The 24957-nt window shown below is 45.9% G+C and carries 25 protein-coding genes; 7 read left to right on the top strand and 18 right to left on the bottom strand.

From position 1 onward, the window contains the following. Nucleotides 1–34: 34 nt before the first annotated feature. The 9 genes from KFF44_RS15720 to KFF44_RS15680 form a co-directional block, all read right to left on the bottom strand. Nucleotides 35–1354: a folylpolyglutamate synthase/dihydrofolate synthase family protein gene (locus tag KFF44_RS15720; protein ID WP_255935979.1), complete on the bottom strand. Its 1320-nt coding sequence runs from the start codon at nucleotides 1352–1354 to the stop codon at nucleotides 35–37. A gap of 48 nt (nucleotides 1355–1402) precedes the next feature. Continuing rightward, the gene (accD, locus tag KFF44_RS15715; protein ID WP_255935977.1) at nucleotides 1403–2278 is read right to left on the bottom strand and encodes an acetyl-CoA carboxylase, carboxyltransferase subunit beta; all 876 of its coding nucleotides are present in this window, start codon (nucleotides 2276–2278) and stop codon (nucleotides 1403–1405) included. Nucleotides 2279–2340: 62 nt separating this feature from the next. Beyond that, a complete protein-coding gene (gene trpA, locus KFF44_RS15710) occupies nucleotides 2341–3168 on the bottom strand; it encodes a tryptophan synthase subunit alpha (protein WP_255935975.1) in 828 nt (275 codons plus the stop codon). 2 nt (nucleotides 3169–3170) lie between these two features. Continuing rightward, complete coding sequence (gene trpB / locus KFF44_RS15705; protein ID WP_255935973.1) at nucleotides 3171–4385, bottom strand: tryptophan synthase subunit beta; 1215 nt, start codon at nucleotides 4383–4385, stop codon at nucleotides 3171–3173. A gap of 87 nt (nucleotides 4386–4472) precedes the next feature. Then, complete coding sequence (locus tag KFF44_RS15700; RefSeq protein ID WP_255935971.1) at nucleotides 4473–5117, bottom strand: phosphoribosylanthranilate isomerase; 645 nt, start codon at nucleotides 5115–5117, stop codon at nucleotides 4473–4475. Between the two features lie 107 nt (nucleotides 5118–5224). Beyond that, nucleotides 5225–6052, bottom strand: a complete 828-nt coding sequence (locus KFF44_RS15695) for a crotonase/enoyl-CoA hydratase family protein (RefSeq protein WP_255935970.1) — start codon at nucleotides 6050–6052, stop codon at nucleotides 5225–5227. A gap of 15 nt (nucleotides 6053–6067) precedes the next feature. Beyond that, nucleotides 6068–7468 carry a hypothetical protein gene (locus tag KFF44_RS15690; protein WP_255935968.1) on the bottom strand — a complete coding sequence of 467 codons (1401 nt, stop codon included), beginning with the start codon at nucleotides 7466–7468 and terminating at the stop codon, nucleotides 6068–6070. A 68-nt stretch (nucleotides 7469–7536) separates the two neighbouring features. After that, on the bottom strand, nucleotides 7537–8187 hold the full coding sequence (locus KFF44_RS15685; RefSeq protein WP_255935966.1) for a B3/4 domain-containing protein: 651 nt from the start codon (nucleotides 8185–8187) through the stop codon (nucleotides 7537–7539). A 54-nt stretch (nucleotides 8188–8241) separates the two neighbouring features. Further along, a complete protein-coding gene (locus KFF44_RS15680) occupies nucleotides 8242–8856 on the bottom strand; it encodes a TetR/AcrR family transcriptional regulator (protein WP_255935964.1) in 615 nt (204 codons plus the stop codon). Nucleotides 8857–8909: 53 nt separating this feature from the next. Here KFF44_RS15680 and KFF44_RS15675 point away from each other — a divergent pair, with 53 nt between their 5' ends. Both KFF44_RS15675 and KFF44_RS15670 read left to right on the top strand, forming a co-directional pair. After that, nucleotides 8910–9365, top strand: coding sequence for a DUF2141 domain-containing protein (locus tag KFF44_RS15675; protein ID WP_255935962.1), 456 nt, complete (start codon nucleotides 8910–8912; stop codon nucleotides 9363–9365). Between the two features lie 8 nt (nucleotides 9366–9373). Then, on the top strand, nucleotides 9374–10246 hold the full coding sequence (locus tag KFF44_RS15670; protein ID WP_255935960.1) for a sterol desaturase family protein: 873 nt from the start codon (nucleotides 9374–9376) through the stop codon (nucleotides 10244–10246). A gap of 52 nt (nucleotides 10247–10298) precedes the next feature. On the opposite strand, the gene KFF44_RS15665 is transcribed toward KFF44_RS15670, so the two are convergent. The 4 genes from KFF44_RS15665 to KFF44_RS15650 are packed head-to-tail and all read right to left on the bottom strand — an operon-like array spanning nucleotide 10299 to nucleotide 16107. Further along, nucleotides 10299–12518: a 3-hydroxyacyl-CoA dehydrogenase NAD-binding domain-containing protein gene (locus tag KFF44_RS15665; RefSeq protein ID WP_255935957.1), complete on the bottom strand. Its 2220-nt coding sequence runs from the start codon at nucleotides 12516–12518 to the stop codon at nucleotides 10299–10301. 34 nt (nucleotides 12519–12552) lie between these two features. Continuing rightward, on the bottom strand, nucleotides 12553–13758 hold the full coding sequence (locus KFF44_RS15660; RefSeq protein ID WP_255935955.1) for an acetyl-CoA C-acetyltransferase: 1206 nt from the start codon (nucleotides 13756–13758) through the stop codon (nucleotides 12553–12555). Between the two features lie 48 nt (nucleotides 13759–13806). Further along, nucleotides 13807–15600: an acyl-CoA dehydrogenase C-terminal domain-containing protein gene (locus KFF44_RS15655; protein WP_255935952.1), complete on the bottom strand. Its 1794-nt coding sequence runs from the start codon at nucleotides 15598–15600 to the stop codon at nucleotides 13807–13809. Between the two features lie 33 nt (nucleotides 15601–15633). After that, nucleotides 15634–16107: a MerR family DNA-binding transcriptional regulator gene (locus KFF44_RS15650; RefSeq protein ID WP_255935950.1), complete on the bottom strand. Its 474-nt coding sequence runs from the start codon at nucleotides 16105–16107 to the stop codon at nucleotides 15634–15636. A gap of 211 nt (nucleotides 16108–16318) precedes the next feature. Between KFF44_RS15650 and KFF44_RS15645 the strand changes: the two genes are divergently transcribed. The 3 genes from KFF44_RS15645 (at nucleotide 16319) to KFF44_RS15635 (ending at nucleotide 18500) form a co-directional block, all read left to right on the top strand. After that, the gene (locus KFF44_RS15645; protein WP_255935948.1) at nucleotides 16319–16666 is read left to right on the top strand and encodes a DUF962 domain-containing protein; all 348 of its coding nucleotides are present in this window, start codon (nucleotides 16319–16321) and stop codon (nucleotides 16664–16666) included. 122 nt (nucleotides 16667–16788) lie between these two features. Further along, a complete protein-coding gene (locus KFF44_RS15640; protein ID WP_255935946.1) occupies nucleotides 16789–17724 on the top strand; it encodes a sulfite exporter TauE/SafE family protein in 936 nt (311 codons plus the stop codon). Next, complete coding sequence (locus KFF44_RS15635; RefSeq protein WP_255935943.1) at nucleotides 17724–18500, top strand: TIGR02186 family protein; 777 nt, start codon at nucleotides 17724–17726, stop codon at nucleotides 18498–18500. Before KFF44_RS15640 ends, KFF44_RS15635 begins: the two co-directional genes overlap by 1 nt. A 36-nt stretch (nucleotides 18501–18536) precedes the next feature. Here KFF44_RS15635 and KFF44_RS15630 read toward each other — a convergent pair whose 3' ends face one another. The 4 genes from KFF44_RS15630 to bioF all read right to left on the bottom strand — a co-directional run bounded on the left by KFF44_RS15630 (nucleotide 18537) and on the right by bioF (nucleotide 21346). Further along, nucleotides 18537–18815 carry a sulfurtransferase TusA family protein gene (locus tag KFF44_RS15630; protein WP_255935941.1) on the bottom strand — a complete coding sequence of 93 codons (279 nt, stop codon included), beginning with the start codon at nucleotides 18813–18815 and terminating at the stop codon, nucleotides 18537–18539. Between the two features lie 251 nt (nucleotides 18816–19066). After that, nucleotides 19067–19291: a hypothetical protein gene (locus KFF44_RS15625; protein WP_255935938.1), complete on the bottom strand. Its 225-nt coding sequence runs from the start codon at nucleotides 19289–19291 to the stop codon at nucleotides 19067–19069. A gap of 173 nt (nucleotides 19292–19464) precedes the next feature. After that, nucleotides 19465–20166 carry a dethiobiotin synthase gene (bioD, locus tag KFF44_RS15620; protein WP_255935936.1) on the bottom strand — a complete coding sequence of 234 codons (702 nt, stop codon included), beginning with the start codon at nucleotides 20164–20166 and terminating at the stop codon, nucleotides 19465–19467. A 4-nt stretch (nucleotides 20167–20170) separates the two neighbouring features. Continuing rightward, on the bottom strand, nucleotides 20171–21346 hold the full coding sequence (gene bioF, locus KFF44_RS15615; RefSeq protein ID WP_370691177.1) for an 8-amino-7-oxononanoate synthase: 1176 nt from the start codon (nucleotides 21344–21346) through the stop codon (nucleotides 20171–20173). A 125-nt stretch (nucleotides 21347–21471) separates the two neighbouring features. Between bioF and bioB the strand changes: the two genes are divergently transcribed. Both bioB and KFF44_RS15605 read left to right on the top strand, forming a co-directional pair. Further along, nucleotides 21472–22464, top strand: coding sequence for a biotin synthase BioB (gene bioB / locus KFF44_RS15610; protein WP_370691121.1), 993 nt, complete (start codon nucleotides 21472–21474; stop codon nucleotides 22462–22464). Nucleotides 22465–22501: 37 nt separating this feature from the next. Beyond that, on the top strand, nucleotides 22502–23767 hold the full coding sequence (locus tag KFF44_RS15605) for an adenosylmethionine--8-amino-7-oxononanoate transaminase (protein WP_255935932.1): 1266 nt from the start codon (nucleotides 22502–22504) through the stop codon (nucleotides 23765–23767). A gap of 19 nt (nucleotides 23768–23786) precedes the next feature. On the opposite strand, the gene KFF44_RS15600 is transcribed toward KFF44_RS15605, so the two are convergent. Beyond that, entirely contained in the window at nucleotides 23787–24953 is a 1167-nt protein-coding gene (locus KFF44_RS15600) for a DUF547 domain-containing protein (RefSeq protein WP_255935931.1), read from the bottom strand. Between the last annotated feature and the right edge of the window lie 4 nt (nucleotides 24954–24957).

The raw sequence follows: 24957 nt of genomic DNA, 5'->3' as shown, positions 1-24957 counted from the left end.
TGGAGTGTAAGATCGTTCTGGATGGTTATACAGATTAATCAGGTAATATGTTGGCGCGTTTTAGAACTTGGCCTGCCAGATACAATGATCCACCAATGAGAACAAAGGGTGGTGCAGTGCGCGATGATTGGAGGTCGATCATAGATAGTGCGGCTTCAAAGTCTTTAGCAATAACACCGTTTAATCCGAGGTCCGTTGCTGCTGCTGCCAGGTCGGCTGCTTTGGCAGCCCCGTCCTCTCCTTCAATTGGAACAGCAATCACTTTCGTCAACAAATTTGCAAGCGGCTTCAGATAGCCTTCAACGTCTTTTGTTCCCATCATACCAAGAATAAGGAAAATGGGTTGCTCCGTGGGGTCAACTGTTTGCAGAAATGTACGAATAACCCCTGCGGCGGCTGGATTATGACCACCATCTAGCCACAAAAGTGAATTATCCGGTAATAAATTGTTTAGGGGCGTGTTATCTAGTTTTTGCAAGCGGGCAGGCCAGCGGACCCAGCCCAATCCTGCGCGGATGGCTGCTTCTGGTATATGAACTGCTTGTTGGGTCATCGCGATTTTAATTGCGAGTCCCGCATTGCTAACCTGATGAATACCAATCAAATTTGGTTTCGGTAGCGTCAGTTTGGTGTTTTGGTCGCTATAGAGGAAATAGTCGCTGTCGTTCGTAAGTTCGACATTCCAATCGTCTTTAAAGAAATACCCTGTTGCGCTTTCTTCAGCTATTTTTGAACTAATGACTTTTTTTGCTGCTGCTAGCTGCGGTCCGACGATGACAGGGGCACCTTTTTTAATAATCCCTGCTTTTTCACCAGAAATAGCTTCTATTGTGTCACCTAAAAATTGTTCATGATCAAAACTGACAGGTGTTATGCAGGTTGCAGCCGGATTTTCGATAACATTGGTCGCGTCAAGGCGCCCGCCAAGCCCAACTTCCAGAATACATAGGTCAGCGTCTACCCGTGAAAAAGCAAGGAAGGCGGCAGCCGTTGTTACTTCAAAAAAAGTAATTGGGTCATTACCGTTCGCACGTTCACATTCAGCGAGAATATCTGACAATGTCTCATCATCTATCAAACTACCGGCAACGCGGATACGTTCGTTAAAGCGAACCAGATGCGGCGATGTATAGACATGAACCCTGTGGCCAGCGGCCTCCGCGATTGCACGCAGTGTTGAAACTGTTGAGCCCTTGCCATTGGTACCGGCTATATGAATAACAGGTGGTAGTTTTTTATGAGGGTTCCCAAGTTTTTCAAGCAACTTGTATAAACGGTCAAGCGACAGGTCGATTTTCTTTGGGTGCAACTTCATCAAGCGCGCCAGAATAGCATCACTGTCGTTAACCGTCATTTCTAGGCCTTTATTAAATGGCAGGTATTTATTGTCCGGGTGGTCCGGCTATTCAGCGGCCTTAAGCCCTCTATGGCGACCGCCCATCAAAAGTGTCAATATTTTACCCAGTTCTTCCGGTAATTGATGACGATGGGTAACCATATCGACCATGCCATGCTCAAGGAGATACTCAGCGCGCTGGAAACCATCCGGTAATTTTTCGCGTATCGTTTGTTCGATAACACGCGGACCAGAGAATGCAATCATGGCACCTGGTTCCGCGATCTGAACATCGCCGAGCATCGCGTAGGAAGCAGAGACACCGCCTGATGTTGGATCAGTTAGAACAACAAGATATGGCAGGCCAGCATCGCGGAGCATTTGAATAGCAACTGTTGTACGCGGCATTTGCATTAAGGAGAGAATACCTTCTTGCATACGAGCACCGCCAGACGCTGTAAACATCACATAGGGTGCATTGATTTTAAGCGCATGGCGAGCACCAGCAATGATACCTTCGCCAACAGCCATTCCCATTGACCCCCCCATAAAGAAGAAGTTCTGGATAGCAACAACGGTTTCCTGACCGCCAATTTTCCCCACAGCAACTTTGATGGCATCTTCATCACCAGTGGTGTTACGGGCGCTTTTTAGGCGGTCAGTATATTTTTTGGTGTCGCGGAACTTAAGCGGGTCCTGTTTAACCGAGGGTAGTTCAATAAGTTCATAGTTTTTATTATCAAACAGCGCGTCAAACCGGTTTGTCGGTGGTACACGATCATGATGGTCGCAGTGTGCACAGACATATTGGTTTGCAACAAACTCTTTCTGAAAAATCATTTGGCCACAGTTTTTACATTTATGCCAAAGATTATCCGGAGTTTCCTTGGAATTCAGCACTTTCTGCAACTTAGGCTTTACATAATTGGTGAGCCAGCTCATTGCATTTCTCCCTTGTTCAGACCGCGACGCCTGTTTGGTTTGTATCTTGTCTTTAGCGCGTTTTAGCCGTTTCGTCCAGAATGCGCCCCATCTGAGAGCGTTTTAACAAAATCGAGCACATCGTCAACCAAATCAGTCTTTGTTGACCCATCAGGGTCAATGCCATCTTCGATCATTGAAACAATTGCCGAGCCTACAACAACGCCGTCCGCATATTTTGCCATGATAGCAGCTTGCTCAGGCGTCTTAATGCCAAAGCCAACCGCAACTGGCAGATCGGTATGCTTTCTTATATGGGTAATTGCATTTTGAATGTCACCCTCTGTCGCAGATTTTCCTCCAGTGACACCTGCAACAGCAACATAATATACAAATCCGCTTGCACCCTCTAGTACCTTGGGTAAGCGAACATCATCTGATGTTGGTGTGGCCAGACGAATAACGTTAATGCCTGCCGCATTCGCAGGAAGTCTTAGTTCTTCGTCTTCTTCTGGGGGTAAATCAACAATGATTAAGCCATCTACGCCTGCTCTGGCTGCGTCTGATGCGAATTTTTCAATCCCATAAGCGAAAACCGGATTGAAATACCCCATAAGCACAATTGGGGTATCCTGATCATCTTCACGGAAGCTTCGAACCATATCCAAGGTTTTTGCGAGTGACATCCCGCCCTTGAGGGCACGCTGTGCGGCGCGGTCAATCGCTGGACCATCGGCAGAGGGATCTGTAAACGGCATACCTAGCTCGATAATATCAACCCCCTTGCTTGGTAGGCCCTTTAGTACGTTCAGTGAAGTGTCATAATTGGGGTCACCAGCTGTTATGAATGCGACAAAGCCCGCCTTGTTTGCTGCACGTAGTTCAGTGAATTTTGCTTCTAATCTACTCATGCCTATATCTCCTCGCCGAGGGCGTCAGCGACGGTGAATATATCCTTATCGCCGCGGCCAGAAAGATTGAGAACGATAATATGATCTTTTGGCAGATCAGGTGCAATTTTACTGATGTGTGCAAGCGCGTGACTTGTCTCCAAGGCAGGGATAATCCCTTCAGTTTTGCAGCAAAGTTGAAATGCCTGTAGGGCCTCATCATCTGTCGCACCAACATACTCAACGCGATTTTGTTCATGAAGCCAGACATGCTCCGGGCCAATGCCGGGATAATCAAGGCCGGCGGAAATTGAGTGGGCTTCTTGAATTTGTCCGTCTTCGTTTTGAAGCAAATAGGTGCGGTTTCCATGTAAAACACCCGGTGTACCACCTGTTATGGAGGCCGCATGCTTGTCTGTGTCGACACCGAAACCTGCCGCTTCAACTGCAATCGCGCGAACGCTTGTATCGTTCAAAAATGGATGAAAAAGGCCAATAGCGTTTGATCCGCCGCCAACACAGGCAATTAGCGTATCGGGAAGGCGCCCTTCCGCTTCCATCATTTGTACTTTGGTCTCCCGACCAATAATGCTTTGGAAATCCCGTACCATCATTGGATAGGGATGGGGGCCTGCAACAGTGCCAATAATATAGAAGGTGTCATGAACATTTGTGACCCAGTCACGTAGTGCTTCGTTCATGGCGTCCTTAAGCGTTGAAGATCCGCTTGTTACCGGGCGAACCTCAGCGCCTAATAATTTCATACGGAACACATTTGGCTTTTGTCGTTCAATGTCGGTTGCACCCATGAAGACTGTACATTTCAAGCCAAAACGAGCTGCGACCGTTGCGGTTGCAACACCGTGCTGACCAGCACCGGTTTCGGCGATAATGCGGGTTTTCCCCATTCTGCGGGCAAGTAGAATTTGCCCAATCGCATGATTAATTTTATGGGCACCTGTATGGTTTAATTCTTCGCGTTTGAAATAGATTTTAGCGCCGCCTAATTCTTCTGTAAGGCGTTCTGCGAAGTAAAGCGGGCTTGGGCGGCCAACATACACGCGGTTTAGTTCATCCAGTTCTTCGATAAAACTTGGGTCCTGGATGGCTTCTTTGTAGGCTTTCTCTACATTCAAGACGAGTGGCATCAAGGTTTCAGAGACATAACGCCCGCCATATTTTCCAAAATGGCCTTTTTCATCTGGTCCCTGTGTGAAGCTGTTAACTTGAGTATTCATAGTTTTGTACCTGTTTCATCAGTCAATTTTGAATGAGGTATGCCAGTTACCATCTTTGCTCAAAACTGATCTGCTTCATTCATTTATTCAAGTGATTGCTTTGGCAGCATTTAAAAATTCTTGGATTTTCTCATGGGACTTAACGCCGGGTGCGCTCTCTACTCCGGAGGAAATATCAACTGCGGCAGCGCCGCTTGCTTCAATTGCTTCCTGAAGGTTTACTGAGGTCAACCCGCCTGCCAAAAGCCAAGGTTTTGAAATGGACCTTGTTTGCATGATTCGCCAGGGGAAACTTATGGCATTACCGCCCGGTAGTTTAGCACCGCGTGGTGGTTTCGCATCATATAAGCTAAGATCCGTCACATCGTCGAATTGCGCCGCTTGATCGAGGTCATTTTCCTCTCGAATTCCATACGCTTTAATCACTGAAACGCCCAATTGGTCCCTGATGCGTTTTGCGTCCGACGGGTACTCAAGGCCGTGTAATTGAACATAGTCAAGGTCAAGTGCGTCAACAGCAGCTTCAATGCGTGAGAAGGGCGCGTCGACAAAAACACCAACACGTTCAACACTGGACGGAAGCCGCGGTCGCATTTTCATAGCGTTTTGAAGGCTTACATCACGGGGGGATGCTTCAAAGAATACAAAACCAAGCCAGCGAGCACCAGCCTTCGCAGCAATATTTGCTGTTTCGGCATCAGTAATCCCACAAATTTTCACATGTATAGACATGGTTGGGTTTCCCGCTCTAACTTAGGGTCTGCAATTGGAATGTACGGCTATATAAAGTGCCCTGATCGTTTATGCACGATTTTTTTGTACTGGTCGCTTAAAGGTGATTAATCTTTGTCAACCAAGAGGTTTTCAAACTCAGGTGTTTCCTTTTTCAGGGCTGCCATCGCTGCTTTGGGCAAATCATTACCCAGTAGCATGCCGCTATTCCAGGTCGCGACATAGTCGAGCCCGTCCTGCACATCATGATCACGTGCATGAATAAGTACTTTTTTGGTACCTGTAACCGCAACTGGGCTTTTGCTCGCGATTGTTGCGGCGATTTCTTGAGCTTTGGCGAGCGCTTCATCTTTTGAAGGCTCGACATAATTCATCAGGCCAAAGTGCTGTGTTTCTTCAACGGCTACTTTTCTGCCGGTCAGCGCCCATTCGCGTAAAATCCCTTGTGGCACCAGGCCGTTCATGCGCTGAAGGGTGCCAAGGTCAGCAACAATTGCAACGTTGATTTCCTGAATGCAAAGCCACGTGTCTGAGCTTGCTACACGAATATCGCAGGCTGAAATCAAATCGATACCGCCACCAATGCACGCGCCGTGAATGGCTGCAATTACGGGCGCATTCGCATTTTCAATGACCGAAAAACAGTCTTGTAGCCACAAGATATGGCGGCGCAGTTTTTCGCGCTCTCGGGCTGGGTCCTGATCTTTGGTTCCCATAACGGCATCATTTTCCTTGAGGTCGAGACCTGCGGTAAAATGTTTGCCGTTCCCTGAGAGTATAATCGCCCGAACATTGGGATCGTGGTCAAGGTTTTCAAAGGCGTCTTTAATTTCCTTAAAGAATACGCTGTTCATCGCATTTAATTTATCGGGGCGATTAAGTGCAACATGAGCGACGTGGCCATCAATTGCTACATTCAGCGTTTCATATGCCATTTTATGTCCTTTGGGCTATTTAATGCTTTCGACCAGGGAAGCGAAACTATCAGCTTTTTCAAGTGCCTTCATTATACGGCCCTTGTTCATCCAGTCGATCACCAATTTGCGAACTTTTTTATCTTTAATATTTGCCTTCAAATATTCAAGCAGGTCTTCGTCGCTGGCTCCAAAGTCGCCAAATTCACTGCGAAAACCATACATAAGTTGCCAGAAACTTTGATCACCTAGTGATTCATGCAGCATAGCGAACATTAAAGTATAGTTCGCTGTTGAAACGGCAGCGTTTCCTTTTTCTGCGTATTTTTTCAGTGGCAATTTCTGTAGTTTGGGGTTTGTTTCAAATGCCGTTCTTACAACATCAAGACTGGTTGTGCCTAATGGGCCTATTTTGTCATGGTCTTCCAGCATACGTGTTAGTGCTATATGCCAACCATGATCATTGCTTGTGTAGTTTTTGATTTGCCAAAGCGAAGCTAACTGTTTTTGGAAATTGGTTTTGCTGTAGTCACCGAAAGAAATAAAATCAAACCCTTGCCCGCTTTCCTCTGCGAATGCGTTATTCAGCTCGCTTACAATATATTTTCGATTTGAACCACTTGGTCCTAATAACTGGTTATATGTCTCTGCAATGTTTAACAATTCAGCGTTTGCTGTCATTGCGGCATCACGGTTTTCGGGTAGAAAATAGTGTGTTGTATTTGATGTTGTCAGTTTGGTAAATTGACTTAGTCCTAAAATAAACCCGTATGAAGGTTCACTGCCGCGCAGTTCGATCTGTTCTCGTGTCCCAGATAATACTCTTTTACGTTCAATAGCATTTCCAGCTAAGGAGTAACCTTGAGGTACAGTAATTTTAGCAGTCGGTGTATAGCGTTGATGCTTTTTGTAGCTATTGATTGCCTTTTTGTCGGGTGCGGCAACAACAGGATAGATAAAGCTGTTGAAACGCACCATTGTGTAATCGGGTTTCAGAATATCGTTCGGAAGATGGTCTGCAAATAAAGCCAGAGATTTTAAATCCCCCTTATATTGCACGGAGAATTCTGTGCTGTTATTGGGGGCAACGGGCGAGGCTAACTTTACCTTAATGACGTTGAGGTTGAACGTGTCACCGGATACATCACCAATGTTAGACTGAAATGATAAGTTTCTGTTTTTAACTCCGACAACCTTTGTAACATTAAGGCCTGGATTAAGAAGGAGAGTTACGTCTTGAATGGGTAACTCTGATGTATTTCTAAAGCGCAACCATGCAGCAGCACTAATGCCCCTGTTTTTGATCTGATTACTTAGAAACATCTCCATCGTTAAATGCATATTTTGCATTTTGATATCGAGCGGAAAAGGCTGTTGCTGTGCCGCTATAGCCTTTGAAATAATGATAAAAAATAGTGCTAAAATGAATGTACGCATGCAGATATCCCCCTAAAATACTACTGAAGGTTTATAGCTCAAGGCGAGCTTTTGCAAGGGATAGTCTGTCATACCTCATCGCCATTGTTGATACAAAAACTGGTGATCAATGTGTCAGCTATTTCTGCTGCGGCTTCCACATGTTCGATATCGATGTTTAGGCCAAATAAAATGAAGGTAAGCTTAGTACAGTCCGGCCCAACAGGCGTTCTGATACTATCGGAATAGGGCGTACCAAAAGGGCCCGTATCGTCGGCAAGCACGGGTAGCCCTTCAAGGTTTACATCTCCGCGACCAAGGCCTTCGTAAAGTTCACCTGGCCCAGCGATTTTCAGGGTTATATCGCCGTTGATTTTATCGGTATCATAACAACCAACCGGAATCCCTGTCATCAGGGAGACAAGGTTACCGCAATCAACAACATTATTGATGCTTGATATCCCTTTGCCAGCAAGGACGCGCCTTGTGATTGCTTCAGAGGAAGGGCGGTAGCGGCTTGGGTCTTTGCCGGTTTTTCTAAATGCTTCCCGAATGCCTGCGATCACTGGGTCACTGGACGCGGCTTCCCCCATTAATTCATCGATACGTAAGCTCATGGCTTCACGCATTGTCGTGAACAAGCTATCGGTTGATGCCGCAACCTTTACATCATAATCCAGCATGCCAATGTTTAGCGCTATTCCAAGGTCAGCGAGTGCTGGATCGATTTTTAACTGCATACTATTTCCTTTGCTGCCTTATAGATAAGCGAATGTTATGGTACGTAAATAGGCCTATTGGGACTCATCAAGGCTGTTTATTAAATATTCGCTCGCTTTTCGTGACGGTCCTTCAAGTCCGGATAAGCCCCCGAGTGGAGCGAGGGAAGCATAGTTCGAATAGATACCTGCAATGCCAACGGCAATAGATTTGTAATTTTCGTCCGTGTTATTTTTGTGGATGGTTCTTAAAATATCTTCGAGTGTTTCAACAAAATCTTCCATCCAAATTTTCAAAGTATTTTTCAAGTCATCTCGTTCATTAGCTGCGATAATTAATGATTGGGCAGTTAAGGCGAACATATTTTGCTCTGCAGACCGATTATAGAGAAAATCTATTAGCACATGTGCGGGTTGGCTGATTGTGAGGGACTTCATATAGTCAGATTGTTGGTGGGATTTGTTAATGAATCGCTTCACAAGTGACGAAAGTAACGCTTCGCGGTTGCCAATATAATGACGTAACAGGCTACGACGCAGGCCTGCTTGTTCGGCAATTTTTTCAAGAGTCGATCCTTCAACACCATATTTTGCAACGCATATTTCAAATGCATCGAGAATTTCTTCAGTACGCTCTTGCTTGATACTCGGTCTAGCCATTTCACAATAATAAATTGTCAGTATTGACAATTTATTATTTCCTCCTATTTATTGTCAAACTTGATCATAAAGGAAATAGCATAATGCAATTAATCACCGTGCTCAAATGTCTTCTCATAAGTTTTATGTTCTCATTGCCCGTTTCGGCGGAAACCGGGCAGCAAGAAAACAACGGCCTGAAAATCGCAATTAATAATGTTAAAGCAGAGTCCGGGCAGCTATTGCTTGTGGTCTATAATGACATGGCTAGCTTTGATGCACAGGATACAAAGCGCGCTTTCGCCAGTATTAGTGTGCAAGCAAATGATAAAAAACAGCAGATTATCTTGTCGCCCGTACCGAACGGCAAATATGCGGTTGCTTTGTTTCATGACGCTAACAACAATGGTGTTATGGATTTTAAGGGTGAAATACCATTAGAGGGTTACGGCACTTCGGGCGCTTTGCGCGGCCTTGACCAACCTAGTTTCAATAAGGCTGCCGTTACCGTAAAGGATGGAATGGCCCACATTTCTGTTAAATTACATTATTATCGATAGGGCATCATATGTCGTTCTTATCCATAGAGTTTTCAGAAACCGATATCTACGGCCTTGAATTGTGGCTTGGTGATAATTTCTTTTGGCTTTCATTGATCTTTTTAGCTTTTGAATTCATCAGATTGATGATCAAAAAATCCTTGAAATTAAATATCCTTGGTGATGCGGTCGCTAATTTCGTTACGCTTGCGGCGTCAATTGGTATTAACTTCACTATCGGGCTATTGTATCTTTCAATCTTCTATTATTTCTATGAAAATGTAAGCCTAACACAGCTACCCATTAACGGCTGGACTATCATAATTTGTATCGTTCTTGCCGATTTCATCTATTACTGGGAACATCGTTTTATGCACCGGGTGGGTTTTGGCTGGGCAACACATGCGGTACATCACAGTTCGCCCTACTTCAATATATCGGTCGCCTACCGGTTGGGCCCACTTGATAGCTTTATTCCGGTTTTCTTCCATATTCCTCTTGCGATGCTAGGGTTTAACCCATTCCTCATTTTGTTCGCAGAAATCGTTGTCCAGCTGTATCAAACAGCCCTGCATACCGAGGTGATTGGCAAGTTCCCAAAAATAATTGAGCGAATATTCAATACGCCATCCCATCACCGAGTGCATCATGGGTCCAATCCAGAATATCTGGATAAAAACTATGCCGGTATTTTAATAATCTGGGACCGAATGTTCGGCACATTTGAGGAAGAAAAGGAAAAGGTTGTTTACGGCGTTACCGAACCAATCAACAGCGTAAATCCAATCATTGTTTTCTTCTGCGGTTTTATCTGGATGTTCAAGCGGATTAAAGAAGAAAAAGGTTTCGGAAATAAGATCAAAACAATTTTCCTACCGCCAGACTGGAAATCAGAACCTTAATAAAAAAGGGCGGTGTAATACCGCCCTCTCTAATTTCGTATTTATGAAAAGATTAAGCAGCTTTCGCTAACCGGCCACGTGTGTCGCCTTTGGCATAGAAAGTTTCGCCTTTTTCTGCCATATCGCGAAGCATTTGTGGTGGAGTAAAGCGTGGGCCGTAGGCTTGCGCAAGGCGGTCCGCTTCACGTACAAATTCTGCAACGCCCATTGTGTCAATAAAGCTGAATGGGCCACCAGTAAACGGTGCAAAGCCCCAACCGAAGATCGCACCGATATCACCGGATGACGCATCGATCAATACGCCTTCTTCGAAGCAGCGTGCCGCTTCAACCGCTTGGCGTACCATCAAACGGGACTCAACTTCATCAAGCGTTGGCTGGTCGTCAGCTACTGGGAAATGATCGCCAAGGCCAGACCACAAGTATTTCTTGCTACCGTCTTCCGGGTACACATAGTTACCTTTACTGTTCTTACGACCAAAGCGCTCTAGCTCAACAACCATTTTTTCAACAAAGCTGTCTGCTGGTGAAGGTACATACTTATCACCCAATGCTTTGCGGGTTGCCAGACCAACCTTGTAGGATAGATCAAGCGCAACCTCGTCACCCACGGCAAGCGGGCCAACCGGCATACCAGACATTTTACCAGCATTTTCGATAAGCGCGGGTTTCACGCCTTCCTGCACCATCGCGTAGCCTTCTTGGACGTACGTACCGAAACAGCGGCTTGTGTAGAAACCACGGCTATCGTTCACAACGATTGGTGTTTTCTTGATTTGGGCAACGTAATCGAGGGCAAGCGCCAGTGTTTCGTCATCAGTTTTCTCACCCATAATGATTTCAACAAGAGGCATCTTGTCGACTGGTGAGAAGAAGTGGATACCGATGAACTGATGTGGGCGCGTGAAGTTTTTGGCTAAACCCGTAATCGGAAGCGTTGAAGTGTTTGACGCGAACACAATATCCTTGCCGATAACAGCTTCGGTTTTTTCAGTAACATCCTTTTTAATGTCATCAGCTTCGAACACAGCCTCAATGATCAGGTCACAGTCCTTGAGGTCATCATAGGAATCTGTTGTGTGAATACGTTCCAATAGCGCATCACCTTTTTCCTGTGTAACCTTGCCGCGGCTGATGCCCTTTTCAACAAGCTTGCGGGAATAGTCCTTCCCTTTCTCAGCAGAAGCAACATCACGGTCCAGAAGCACAACATCCATACCTGCTTTGGCTGATACATAAGCAACGCCTGCACCCATAAGGCCAGCACCAAGCATACCCAAACGCTTAACAGTTTTACGCTCAAACCCGTCTGGGCGAAGCGAGCCTTTTTCTACGGCCTGCTTATTAATGAAGAGGCTGCGGATCATGTTGCCAGCAACTGGATCTTTCAGAAGTTTGAGGAAATACTTGGATTCGATTTTGATCGCAGTATCGAAGTTTACGATACCACCCTCATAGAGGCATGAAAGAATTGCCTGAATAGCTGGGTAGTTATGCTGTGTCTGCTTCTGTGCCATTGCGTTCGCGCCGACAAATGTTTGAACAGCAGCAGGGTTCATTGCACCAGCGCCGCCCGGGAATTTGAAACCTTTCTTATCCCAAGGTGCGATCGCGCTTGATGTGTTCTTCACCCAATCGGTCGCTGTTTTCACAACATCTTCCAACGGCACAACCGCCTGAACGATACCAAGGCCTTGTGCAGTTACCGGGTTAAACGGCTTACCTGTAGTGATTGCGCCAGCAGCAGCCTGAATACCAATTAGGCGTGGAAGGCGCTGGGTGCCGCCGCCACCAGGAAGCAAGCCAACTTGTACTTCTGGAAGGCCAAGCTGGATTTTTGGATTGTCAGCCACAACGCGGTGATGACACGCGAGCACGAGCTCAAGGCCGCCACCAAGTGCAAGGCCGTTAACTGCTGCTGCGAATGGCTTTGTACCTTCCTTCATCAAAACTTTAGCAGGTTTGCCGCCTGTTTCCATTTTGCGAAGAATGCTGTTTAGGCGGAAGGTTCCAGCGAACTGTTCTTCCAGTGAAATTTCAGCACCAGACGCTTGCCCACCGAGCATATTCAGGTCTGCGCCCGCAAGGAACGCAGGTTTGCCTGATGTAATCACTGCACCCTTGATCGCGTCATCGCTGAGAACACGGTCGACGCAAGTATCGAGGTCATCAATAAGCTGTGCGTTAAACACATTCATGTTTGCGTTCGGAAGGTCAATGGTCAGAAGCGCAACACCGTCGCTATCTACTTCAAAACGAATTGTATCAGTCATAGTAATCTCTCTTTTTTCTTCGTCTTGGGGCGTTTTATACGCGCTCGATGATTGTTGCTGTACCCATGCCGGCACCGATACAAAGCGTTGTAAGTGCTGTGGATTTGCCAGAGCGCTCAAGTTCGTCAAGAACTGTGCCCAATACCATTGCGCCGGTTGCACCAAGTGGGTGGCCCATTGCGATCGCACCGCCATTTACGTTGATATCGCTATGATCAATATTGAGCGCTTCCATGAAACGAAGAACAACAGAAGCAAAGGCTTCATTAAGTTCCCAAACATCAATATCGGATGTGCTCATGCCCGCGCGCTTCATCGCCTTTTCAGCAGCAAAGCTTGGACCTGTCAGCATGATTGTTGGCTCTGAACCAACAGATGCCATTGAGCGAATACGAGCACGTGGCTTGATACCGAGTTTTTCACCAATTTCCTTGTTACCAATCAGGATACCTGCAGCGCCGTCAACGATGCCAGAGCTGTTTCCTGCGTGGTGAACATGATTGATTTTTTCAATCTCAGGGTATTTTTGAATAGCAACATTATCGAAGCCAAGATCGCCCATTTGCACGAATGATGGTTTCAACGCACCAAGCGACTGCATTGTTGTTTCAGGGCGCATAAATTCGTCATGATCAAGTGCTGTCATGCCCGCTACGTCCTTTACGGGAACAATTGATTTTTCGAAACGATTGTCGTCCCATGCTGCTTTCGCGCGCTTTTGGCTTTCAACGGCATATGCGTCCACATCATCGCGGCTGTAACCATATTTTGTTGCAATAAGGTCCGCAGAAATGCCTTGTGGTACGAAATATGTGTCAAAGGCAACGCTAGGATCAGCCGGCCATGCACCACCGTCAGAGCCCATTGGAACACGAGACATTGCCTCGACGCCGCCGCCGATTGCCATGTCGGCTTCACCAGACATTACCTTTGCAGCAGCGATATTGGCTGCCTCCAGGCCAGACGCACAGAAACGGTTTACCTGGAAGCCTGCTGTTGTTTCAGCGTATCCGGCATTCATCGCTGCAACACGTGCAATGTTTGCGCCTTGCTCGCCAACAGGAGACACACAGCCAAGGATAACATCATCCACATTTGCTGTATCCAGTTCGTTTCGGTCACTGATTGCTTCCAAAACCTGTGTAGCCAGTTGCACTGGAGTAATTTCGTTCAGTGAGCCATCAGCGCGGCCGCGACCACGTGGGGTTCTGACGGCGTCATAAATATAAGCGTCTGTCATGATATTTCCTTGTTTCTCTCTCAATTAATCCCAAAAGTATGTACCGACTTAGAAGTTTGCCGCGTCCAGTGCCATCAATTCATCAGAACCTGCCTGAATTTCAGCCAATAGCGCGTTTGTTTCAATGATGCGGCGTTTCATATAGTAACGACCGACAAGTAATTTATTTTCGTGGAATGAAGGATCCTCTGTACCGTTTGCGAGTGCGTTTGCGGATACCTTGGCAATTTTAGTCCACATTAGACCGATCAGGACATGACCGAAAAGATGCATATAGGCAACTGACCCAGCGCCTGCGTTATCAGGGTTGGTCATAGCATTTTGCATGAACCAGAATGTCGCGGTTTGCAGGTCGCCAATCGCTTTCTCTAGCGGGCCAGTGAAATCATTCAGTGTTTCATTGTCTTTATTTTCAGCAATGATTTCAGAAACATATTTGAAGAAGGCTTGGATACCGCGGCCACCGTTTGCACCTAACTTGCGGCCAACCAGGTCAAGTGCCTGAATACCATTTGTACCTTCGTAAATCTGTGCAATACGGGCGTCACGGACAAATTGTTCCATACCCCATTCAGAAATATAGCCATGGCCACCAAACACTTGCTGCGCAGCAGTTGCATTTTCGTATCCGCGGTCGGTGAACACACCTTTAATCACTGGTGTTAAAAGACCAACAATATCATCAGCCCATTCACGTTCTTTTTCGTCTTCGGCTTTTCTGGACAGATCCACTAAAAGCGCGGCCCAACTGGCAGCGGCGCGAGCAGCTTCGTTAAACGAACGACTATTCAATAGGTTCCGGCGCACATCAGGGTGAACGATGATTGGGTCCGCCGGTTTGTCTGGTGCAGTTGCGCCCTTAAGTGAGCGGCCCTGAACACGGTCATTCGCATATTCAACAGCGTTCTGGTAACTTACTTCAGAGAGACCAAGACCTTGAACGCCGACACCGAGGCGGGCAGCATTCATCATAATGAACATTGCACGCAAACCTTTGTGTGGTTCACCGAGCATATAACCAGTTGCACCATCATAGTTCAGCACACAGGTAGAATTGCCGTGGATACCCATTTTTTCTTCGATAGAGCCACAAGTAACGCCGTTACGTTCGCCGAGCGATCCATCTTCGTTAATCAGGAACTTGGGAACAATGAAAAGTGAAATCCCTTTCACACCTTTTGGTGCATCAGGAAGTTTTGCGAGTACAAGATGGATAATATTGTCGCTCATATCGTGTTCACCAGCCGAAATGAAGATTTTCGTGCCGGAGATGGCGAACGTTCCATCATCATTTGGTTCAGCTTTGGTGCGCAAGAGGCCGAGATCAGTACCACAATGAGGTTCGGTAAGGTTCATTGTCCCTGTCCAGCTACCTTCAACCATATTAGGGAGGTATTTAGCTTTTTGTTCGTCAGTACCTTCGATGATGATTGATGCCATCGCCCCTTGAGAAAGGCCGGGATACATCGCAAACGCCATATTCGATGATACAAGCATTTCTTCCATGCACATGCCAATCACATGCGGCATGCCTTGACCACCAAATTCCTCTGGTCCAGTGAGGCCTACCCAGCCACCTTCAACATATTTTTGATAGGCTTCCTTGAAGCCCTTTGGTGTGGTTACAGAGCCGTCTTCGTGGCGTGTACATCCTTCGTGATCACCCGAAAGGTTAAGTGGCTGCAATTCGTTTTCACAGAACTTGCCGCCTTCCTCGAGGATAGCGCTTACTAGATCAGGGGTTGCTTCGGCGTATCCGGGTAGATTTGAATATTGAGCAATGTTTAATACATCGTTCAGTACAAATTGCATGTCTTTGACGGGGGCGCGGTATGTAGGCATTTTATAGTTCCTTAAAAGTCTTATAATCTTTTGTTATCTGATATTACCATGTTGCATGTGTACGAGGCTTGGAGGCTTGCCGGTTTCAGGCTCGACCCATTTTTGCGTTTCTGTGCAGTATTCCAAACTCTCGAGAAGACCGCAAAAGTCGCTGAGTTCTTCTATTGTTGCATCAATATCGGCCTTTTGGGCCTTGAGGGCATTGATTCTGTCTTCGCAGCGCGTAAGCGTTACACTGCGCTGGGTTTCACGCTCATCACCGATATCATAAAGGTCAAGCATTTCACCAATTTCGGTGAGAGAAAACCCAACGCGCTTGCCCCGTAATATCCAGGCAAGGCGCACACGGTCGGCCTGATGATAAACGCGGGTTTGGCCAATTCGCTCAGGGGAAATTAAACCCTGGTCTTCATAGTGGCGTAAGGTTCGGGGGGTTATGTCGAACTCATCAGACAGATCTTTAATGGTGAAGGTATTATGTTTTTTCAATTCGCCATTTTCTATCATTTTTGATCACTTCCATTAATTCTGCATCATATTTAGGTTACGCTTACGTTAACGTCAAGTAACAGATTGCTGATGTCCCAGAATGAAACGTAAGTTTTGAGGAATTAAGGAAAAATTGGACGATTGAGTATGATATACACAGAAGAAGGCTGGCTGCAGTACGCTTGTAGTGCTAGCATTATCGGCGAATCAGCAGCGGAAAGGTTATACAGTGGCCCCTAAGTTTGAGACGTTTGAGGCGTTTTTTCCCTATTATTTGGCGGAACACGCAAATCCCACCTGCAGGCGCCTTCATTACATTGGAACGATTTTGGCGACTGCGGTTCTCATTATATCAGTTCTATCAAAGACATGGTGGCTTTTGGTACTATATCCAATCATAGGGTATGGGTTTGCCTGGGTCGGGCATTTCAAGTTTGAGCGCAACCGACCTGCAACATTTGACTATCCCCGCTGGTCGCTGATGGGCGATTATAAAATGCTTTATCTCTTCCTTACTGGTCAGCTAGGTCCTGTTTTACGAGATGCGATCATCAAGTATGGGAAAGCTGCGCATTGAATTTAGTTTCAGTAAAGAAGTGCTTCAACGTTTAGTTAATCTTCGAAATTATGACGTTTGCATTCAGTTATAAACTCGGGTACGAGTAAAACAGTATACATTAGTTAGCGAGCCTAAGTTCCATGACGCTTTATCTGCCCATTGCCGAATTATCGATGAATATATTCTTCATTATCGGTATGGGTGCGATTGTTGGTTTTTTGTCTGGTATGTTCGGTGTTGGCGGTGGTTTTTTGATGACCCCGCTCCTTATATTCTCTGGTATTCCACCAATTATTGCTGTGGCAACAGAATCAAATGAGATTACAGCAGCTTCCGTTTCAGGGGCGCTTGCCCATCATCGCCGCGGCGGTGTCGATATGAAAATGGGGATCATACTCGTGCTTGGCGGTGCTGTTGGTGCGCTTGTCGGTGTTGAAACACTGACGATTTTAAAGTCGTTAGGCCAGGAAGATCTGATAATTAAATTGGCCTATTTCTTATTTCTAGGCACCGTAGGGGCGTTAATGTTTTGGGAAAGTGTGCGTGCGATTATTCGTCAGCGCGCCGGATATATTCCGCCCCCTATTAACCGTGAGGACCGGCATAAAGCGTGGATACACAAGCTTCCCTTTAAGATGCGGTTCAGAAAGTCACGCCTTTATATTTCTATTCTTTTACCAATCGGTATTGGCATGTTGGTTGGTATCCTCTCGGGTATTATGGGTGTAGGCGGTGGATTTATCATGGTGCCAGCCATGATTTATATTTTAGGTATGCCAACGAATGTTGTTGTTGGAACGTCGCTGTTCCAGATTATATTTGTGACGTCGCTTGCAACTATTAATCACTCTATTAATACACAGTCAGTGGACGTTTTCCTCGCAGTTCTATTGCTTACGGGTGCAGTGATCGGGGCCCAGGTTGGTGTGCGCGCTGGTGCTAAACTGAAAGGTGAACAATTACGAGCCCTGCTTGCTTTGATGGTTGTCGTTGTTGGTATGAAAATGGGGTATGATCTGATTGTGGAACCTGAGCAGTTATATTCAGAAACAACCGTTGAAGGTGGTGGGCATTAATGGGCATGTTTAGGAAAATATTCTCTGCTGCTCTGCTGTTGTTCATGCTGAGTTTTACATGTGCACCGGGTGTTCATGCCTTAGTGCTCGATTTGTCGAACAAGCGAATTGAAATCCGTTACAGCTTTGATGGTGCCGACATTATCTTGTTTGGGACGGTTGGTTCATCCGCTAACGGGTCCATTAATGATCCCTTTGATGTCGTTGTTGTCGTTCGTGGCCCCGAAGAAGCCATGGTTGTGCGGCGTAAGGAAAAATTAGGCTTTATTTGGGTGAACGGGCCAAGCCTCGAGTTTCCTGCGGCACCAGGTTATTACGCTGTAGCTGCGAACAGACCCCTCAGCGAAATCGCTGGTCAGAAGGAGTTTTTGGCTACAGGGATAGGGTTTGAGAATTTACACCTTGCGTATGAAGGTGGTGCAGGGCGCGCACAAGCCTTACCTGAGTTCAAACAGGCCTTGTTTGATCTGAGAACATCAAAGGGCCTTTACAGGCAAGAAGAAGATTCGGTTACAATGATTGGTGAAGGATTGTTCCGTATGGATGTTCATTTGCCCGCGAACGTACCTGTAGGCGAATTTCAAATTGACGCTTATCTATTCCAAAACGGCGAATTTAAGGCTCGCGAACGTATCCCTTTGGCTGTTGATAAAGAGGGATTTGAACGCGCAGTTTTTAGTTTCGCGCACGAATCGCCATTTTTGTATGGCCTGATGGCAGTTGCAATAGCACTTGTTGCTGGTTGGATTGCTGGTGTGGTTGGGAAGAAGTCTTAAAGGCCGCTGCAATGTTCCGCGTTAGCCGCCCGACTCTTATGGAATATTGTCATTCGCTTCATTATTTGGGCTCTCATTGGACCATTTTTGAATTTTAAAAACAAATGTATCACCGTTTGCTTCAGCCATTACAAGTGTATGGCGAGACATTTGACAAAAAGCGGGAATATCGCGGACGCTTGCGGGGTCTGTTGCGGTGATTTTTAGAATATCGCCGTTATTCATATCGTCCAATATCCGGCGTGCGCGCAAAACGGGCAAGGGGCAAAGCATCCCTGTTGCATCAAGTGTAACGGTGACGACCTCTGAAGGCATAAATCTATCCTCAAGGCATATACTTGTTGATCTGTAATTAAATATTCTCATGGACGCCATTATGAGAATAAAATCTCAACACCAAGTTAATAGATAAAATTGAATTAAGCGATTATTTTCTGATGAAACAACAATTTAGGCCCACCCTTGGGTAGAGGGTGGGCCTATGACCGGAATTGGGTATTTTCCGGTAAGGATAAGAGACTGGATGTTGGATGCTGAGTGTCCCTTATCCCGAAAGGGTATTTTCACTAATGCAATGTGACATCAGTTCCACGCGTTTCGGTGCAAGATTGCTCAATCAGGTGCTGATGAATTGACAGCCATAGGTCAAACCCTTCGTGGTCACCGATGGATCGCATCTTTTTTAAGGCATGGTCTGCGTATACCAATGCTTTGTCACCGAGGTTTTTAAGCAAATTTTCGGCGACATAACCAAAATATACATTTGGATCAAAGGGTAGTGGCTGTTGCATGGTTACACTCATTGCAATTTCAAATAATGTTTGAATTTGATAAAGCAACCGGTGTGCCAAACTGAATGTCTGAAATGTCCTTTTAAAACAGAGAGTTATTTTCTGTTAGATTATTTTCCAGCCACGACAGGATAACATTTACCTACCTAAGTATAGGCAATGGAGTTAATTACCTATTCGCTGTTTTCAAGCGCTGAGAGTATATTGGGTGCCCTGCGCCACGGGCAGTCGCCATTTATACGCGGCAATAGAACTGTTCTCAAATTTGTGTGCTGTCTTATCTCGCGAGCGGTTTCATTAAGATCGGGATGATCTTCGCCCCCGCTTTCGCTGATTACGATTGACCTGATGGGAAGCCCGCGAATACGCATGGCATCCACCGTGGCAATTGTGTGTGAAATGGTGCCTAGGTAACTACCTGCCACAAGAATTGATGGGATTTGCAAGTCTGCTATCCAATCCGCGACGAGTTTGTCATTGGTTAAAGGTACAAAACTGCCACCGACACCTTCGATCAATGTAGTATCATTTTTATTTATTGCCGCTCTGCATATGCTTAGGACTTCAGAATAATCCAGTAGTTTCCCTTCCAGTTTGGCTGCCATCGACGGGGCTAGCGGCGCCTTGTAGCGGAGAGGGGAGGTTTGATCGATTTCCTTTCGGTTCAAGGGCAAATCCAAGCTATCCAGTATAGCAGCCGTATCGGTTCCAATCATATCTTCTGCAAGGTTTTTACTCGCAGGAATGCCGCTAATGATTGGCTTGATTGCATTAACTGAACTGCCTGTGGCGCGTAACTGAAACCCAAGTGTTGCCGTGACCATTGTTTTGCCGATTTCGGTGCCCGTTGATGTGATGAAAAAATTTTGAGTCATCGTTTTAATTTCCTAGGTTTAGATTTCGGCACGCGCGGATAAGTTTGTCAATGTCACTGTCACTATGAGTTGCTGAAAATGTGAATCTAAGCCTCGAAGTCCCTGTTGGAACAGTCGGTGGTCTGATCGCTGTAACCTTTATCGCTTGTGCTGCTAGATTGGCTGATGCTTTCATTGCGGCTGTTTCATCCCCGATAATCAATGGAACAATCGGGCTCTGTGGTGGATTAAGGTTTAACGCAGAGGCAAACTGACTTGCTAATTTTAGTGGGCGCGCTACCCGCTCGGGTTCAGCCTCAATAATTTCAAAAGCTTTCAATGCAGCGGCTAATGTGCCGGGCGGTAAGCCTGTTGTATAAACGAGTGAACGTGCACGGCTCTTCATTAGGTTTATGACAGGCTTAGGTCCCGCAAGATAACCACCGTAAGCGCCAATGGCTTTTGATAAGGTGCCCATTTGTAAGGGTACGAGGTTATGAGCACCCAAGGCGCTGGCTGATCCTGTGCCATTACCGATTGTCCCAAGGGCATGGGCATCGTCACTCATTAGCCACGCGTCATATTGACGTGCGAGCATACCTAATTCATCCAAGGGGGCAATATCACCGTCCATTGAATAAACGCCGTCAACTATAATCATTGTATTTGGATGGTTCGCGCGATGTTTAGCTAAAAGGCGCTGAGCATCCTCAACATCATTGTGTTTAAAATAATGGCACGTTGCCCGAGAGAGAGCGATACCAGAATGGATGCATGTATGAATAAGTTCGTCAGCAATAATCAGGTCCTTTGGGCCAGCGAGTGCTGGAATAATACCAATATTTGCCAGATAGCCAGACCCGAATACAATTGCGGCTTCACATCCTTTAAAGTTAGCGATTTTTTCTTCAAGTTGGCCGTAAAGTGGGTTGTTTCCAGTGACCAATCGGCTGGCGCCTGCGCCTACCCCGTATAATTTTGTCGCCTCCATTGATGCTTGGATCACGGCAGGGTGGGTTGAAAGGCCCAGATAATCATTATCAGTGAAGCTGGTGCATTCATTTTGACCATTATTAACCTGCATATGCAAAGAACGAGCGCTGGGCTGTAATCTGCGGCGTTGGTTTTTATCTTCCAAAATTTGGAGCTTGTTATCTGCGAAATCTAATAGACTTTGATAATATACTGTTGTGTTTTTCATGGCATGTGGGATAGGGGGATATTCTAAGTGGGTCAAGGTTTCAAATTGCATGGCTGATAGGCGATTTTGCTTGACTTAGGAACGTCGAGCGGCAAGGTTGCAGCCGATATGTAGGAGTCATAAAAATGAATGCACCAACCACTATTTCCACACAAGATACTCAGTCAGCTGTTCCTCTACGTCATGATTGGAACCGTGCTGAGATTATGGAGCTGTTTAACAAGCCATTTATGGATTTAGTATTTGAGGCGCAGAGCGTTCACCGCGTGTACCATGACCCTAACAAAGTACAGCTATCACAGCTGATTTCGATTAAAACAGGTGGTTGCGCTGAGGATTGCGGTTATTGCTCACAGTCGGCGAAATATAAGGAAGGTACTGGCCTTCAAGCAACGAAACTGATGGAAGTTGAACGGGTGCTTGAAGATGCGAAACGTGCAAAAGCGGGCGGTGCATCACGTTACTGTATGGGGGCAGCCTGGACCAGCCCGAAGGACCGTGACCTTGATCAGATCGAAGCAATGATCAAAGGTGTGAAAGAGCTTGGCCTAGAATCGTGCATGACGCTTGGTATGCTTAACAAATGTCAGGCTGAGCGCCTTAAGGATGCGGGGCTTGATTACTATAACCACAATGTCGATACATCCGAAGAATTTTATGGTGAGATCATCACAACACGCACTTATCAGGAACGCCTGGACACCCTTGATCATGTGCGAAGTGCCGGTATCAATGTATGCTCGGGCGGTATTGTAGGCCTGGGTGAAAAACGTGAAGACCGTGCTGGGATGCTGCAAACCCTCGCCAATCTTCCAGAGCACCCTCAGTCTGTGCCGATCAATATGCTCGTGGCGGTACCGGGCACCCCGCTTGAGAACGTGGATAAACTAGATCCGTTTGAATTTGTGCGGACAATTGCTGTTGCACGTATCCTCATGCCACAAGCAGAGGTGCGCTTGTCCGCTGGTCGCCAGAGCATGAGCGAAGAACTTCAGTCCTTGTGCTTTTTGGCTGGCGCTAGCTCTATCTTCTACGGTGAGCAATTGTTGACGACACCAAACCCTGAAAACAACAAAGATATGAAGCTGTTTGATAAGCTTGGCCTCACACCAGCCTAAGGTTTATTCATAAAGCTAACGCTTCCGGAATATTGTTATGCCTGAGACCCAACTTCCCGATTGGTACCATGATGGTATCGATCATATCTGGTTGCCTTATACCCAGATGCAAACCGCTAAACCGCCGCTACCTGTTATAAAAAGTGACGGCGTTCGTCTTACACTCGCAGACGGGCGAGAATTGGTAGACGGGATCGCAAGTTGGTGGGCTGCGGCACATGGGTATAATCATCCTCATGTTTTGAAAGCAGTTGAAACACAGCTTAAAGAAATGCCGCATGTGATGTTTGGTGGTTTGGTGAATGAACCTGCACTCAGGCTCTCTAAGCGATTGGCGGCAATGTTACCTGGTGATCTAGACCGTTGCTTTATCGCTGAATCTGGCTCGGTTTCAGTTGAGGTTGCAATGAAGATGGCGGTTCAATATTTCCTGAATAAAGGAGAGAGCCGCAGTAAATTTGTTCATTTTCGCGGTTGTTACCACGGTGATACACTTGGAACTATGGGGGTATGTGACCCCGAAGAGGGAATGCATAACCTGTTTGGTGACGTGATTGCAGATAATATTCTGTGTGATCTGCCGCGCACTGAAGCCGAAGCCGCTAAATTCACCATTTTTCTAAAAAAGAATGCACATACGATTGCCGCAGTTATTACTGAACCGTTGGTTCTTGGGGCTGGTGGCATGATTTTCTATCCACCTGAAACATTAAAATGGTTGCGCTCCGCCTGTGATGAGGCAGGGGTATTGTTGATCATCGACGAAATATTCACTGGCTTTTGCCGTACGGGAACTATGTTTGCGGTTGAGCAGGCTGGTATTGTGCCGGATATGATTACGCTTTCGAAAGCATTATCGGGCGGTGTATCGCCCTTGTCGGTATGTGCCGCGCGCGATCATATCTTTGATGCCTTCCTCAGTGAAGATCCAACCAAGGCCTTGATGCATGGGCCCACATATATGGCACATGCGCTCGGGTGTGCAGCGGCGAATGCGTCGCTTGATTTATTTGAACGCGAAGACAGGCTAGGTCAGGTTGCTAAAATAGAACAGCAGTTGAAAGACGAGTTGGCCCCCTGCCGGGATTTACCGAACGTTAAAGACGTAAGGGTAAAGGGCGCGATTGGCGTTGTGCAACTCCATGACGCTTCAAACATCGATGCTTTGAAACCAAAGTTCGTTGATGCCGGCGTTTGGATACGACCGTTTAGGGATATTGTTTACCTAACGCCTTCGCTTACCATTAGTGCAGAAGATCTTAGCATTTTAACAAATACTATTTTTTCGACACTGAACGGATAATAAAAGAGCAGTTTACACTTTAACCTTCGGAGTTGGGCCTTTCATTTTGAAGGCCCTTTTTATTATTTACCTCCTCAATAGTAACGGTTCCTTGTTTCTTCTGCCTTTGTTTTTTAAGCAAAACTTGACCAATGAGTTCAGCAACATGTGGAGGTATTTTTGTGCTGCCATTGCCGGCGGCTAAATTAGCAGCGAATAATTCTGCATTTGATAACGCTCCGCCCCTAATAACAGTGACTGAGTCAGGGCCTGCGCCTCGTGTAACCAGGTGGCCATTATACAAATCTGCTATGTGCCAATCTGTGATATTAGCCTTGAAGGAATTTATTGCGCCAATCTTTCTTGCCAATATGGGTTTAGCGTACTGATATAAATGATTGAGCAGATCTTGCTCATAATTTTCAAATAAGGCTTTATTTATTTCATAGAAATAAGACACTTTGAGCTTGTTGTTCCAGACTTGAGTACCTCTCAGGCTGTTTACAAACTCTACTGTGTTCTCATCCAGTTTTTCCCATACTGTATCGCCTGTGTATGCATCTCTTCTAATATTGGGGCCACCCACAATTCCATAGAAGAAACCATACATTACACGATGGTCCCTCCAGTTTTGATTTACATAATGTCTAATGTCAGTAGGTGATATGAATTGCCCCAGAAGTTCAATGTCAGCGCTATTTAATATCCCGGTTTCTGTTTCCGAACCAAACAGAGCAGACTTTAAGTTGGTAATGGGATAGATTTTAGCAATGCGGTTATAGACGGCTACATTGTGAAGGTTGAGCCAGAAGGCTAATTGTTCGTTTTTACTTAAGTCGCTAAGCTGTAATCCTGAAACGATATCAGTAAGCTTTTTTTCGATATTGAAAATATACTTTTTATGATCGTCCGTCAGTTTTTCAAATTGAACTCTATTTCCTTCTAATCTAGTGCGACTGGGGTTGCCAAAAGTTATTCGTGTAAATTGCCCTTTTGGCCTTCTTGCATGCACCCGATCTGATTGGCCGAAATCAACCACAGATATTTTTAGAACCTTGTCCCAGTCACCGTAATCAATTGTAATATCTGATTTAGGATTATGTTTTATTGTAAAGATACTATCGATATTATTTTGTATTGTAGATTGTGCTGATACCATCAAATCTGAGGTTAAAATGGCAATTATAAATATGATGACTTGTCGCATAATC

The organism is Kordiimonas sp. SCSIO 12610 (assembly GCF_024398015.1).
GTDB lineage: Bacteria > Pseudomonadota > Alphaproteobacteria > Sphingomonadales > Kordiimonadaceae > CANLMI01.
This window is presented reverse-complemented; position numbering and strand designations above follow the sequence as displayed.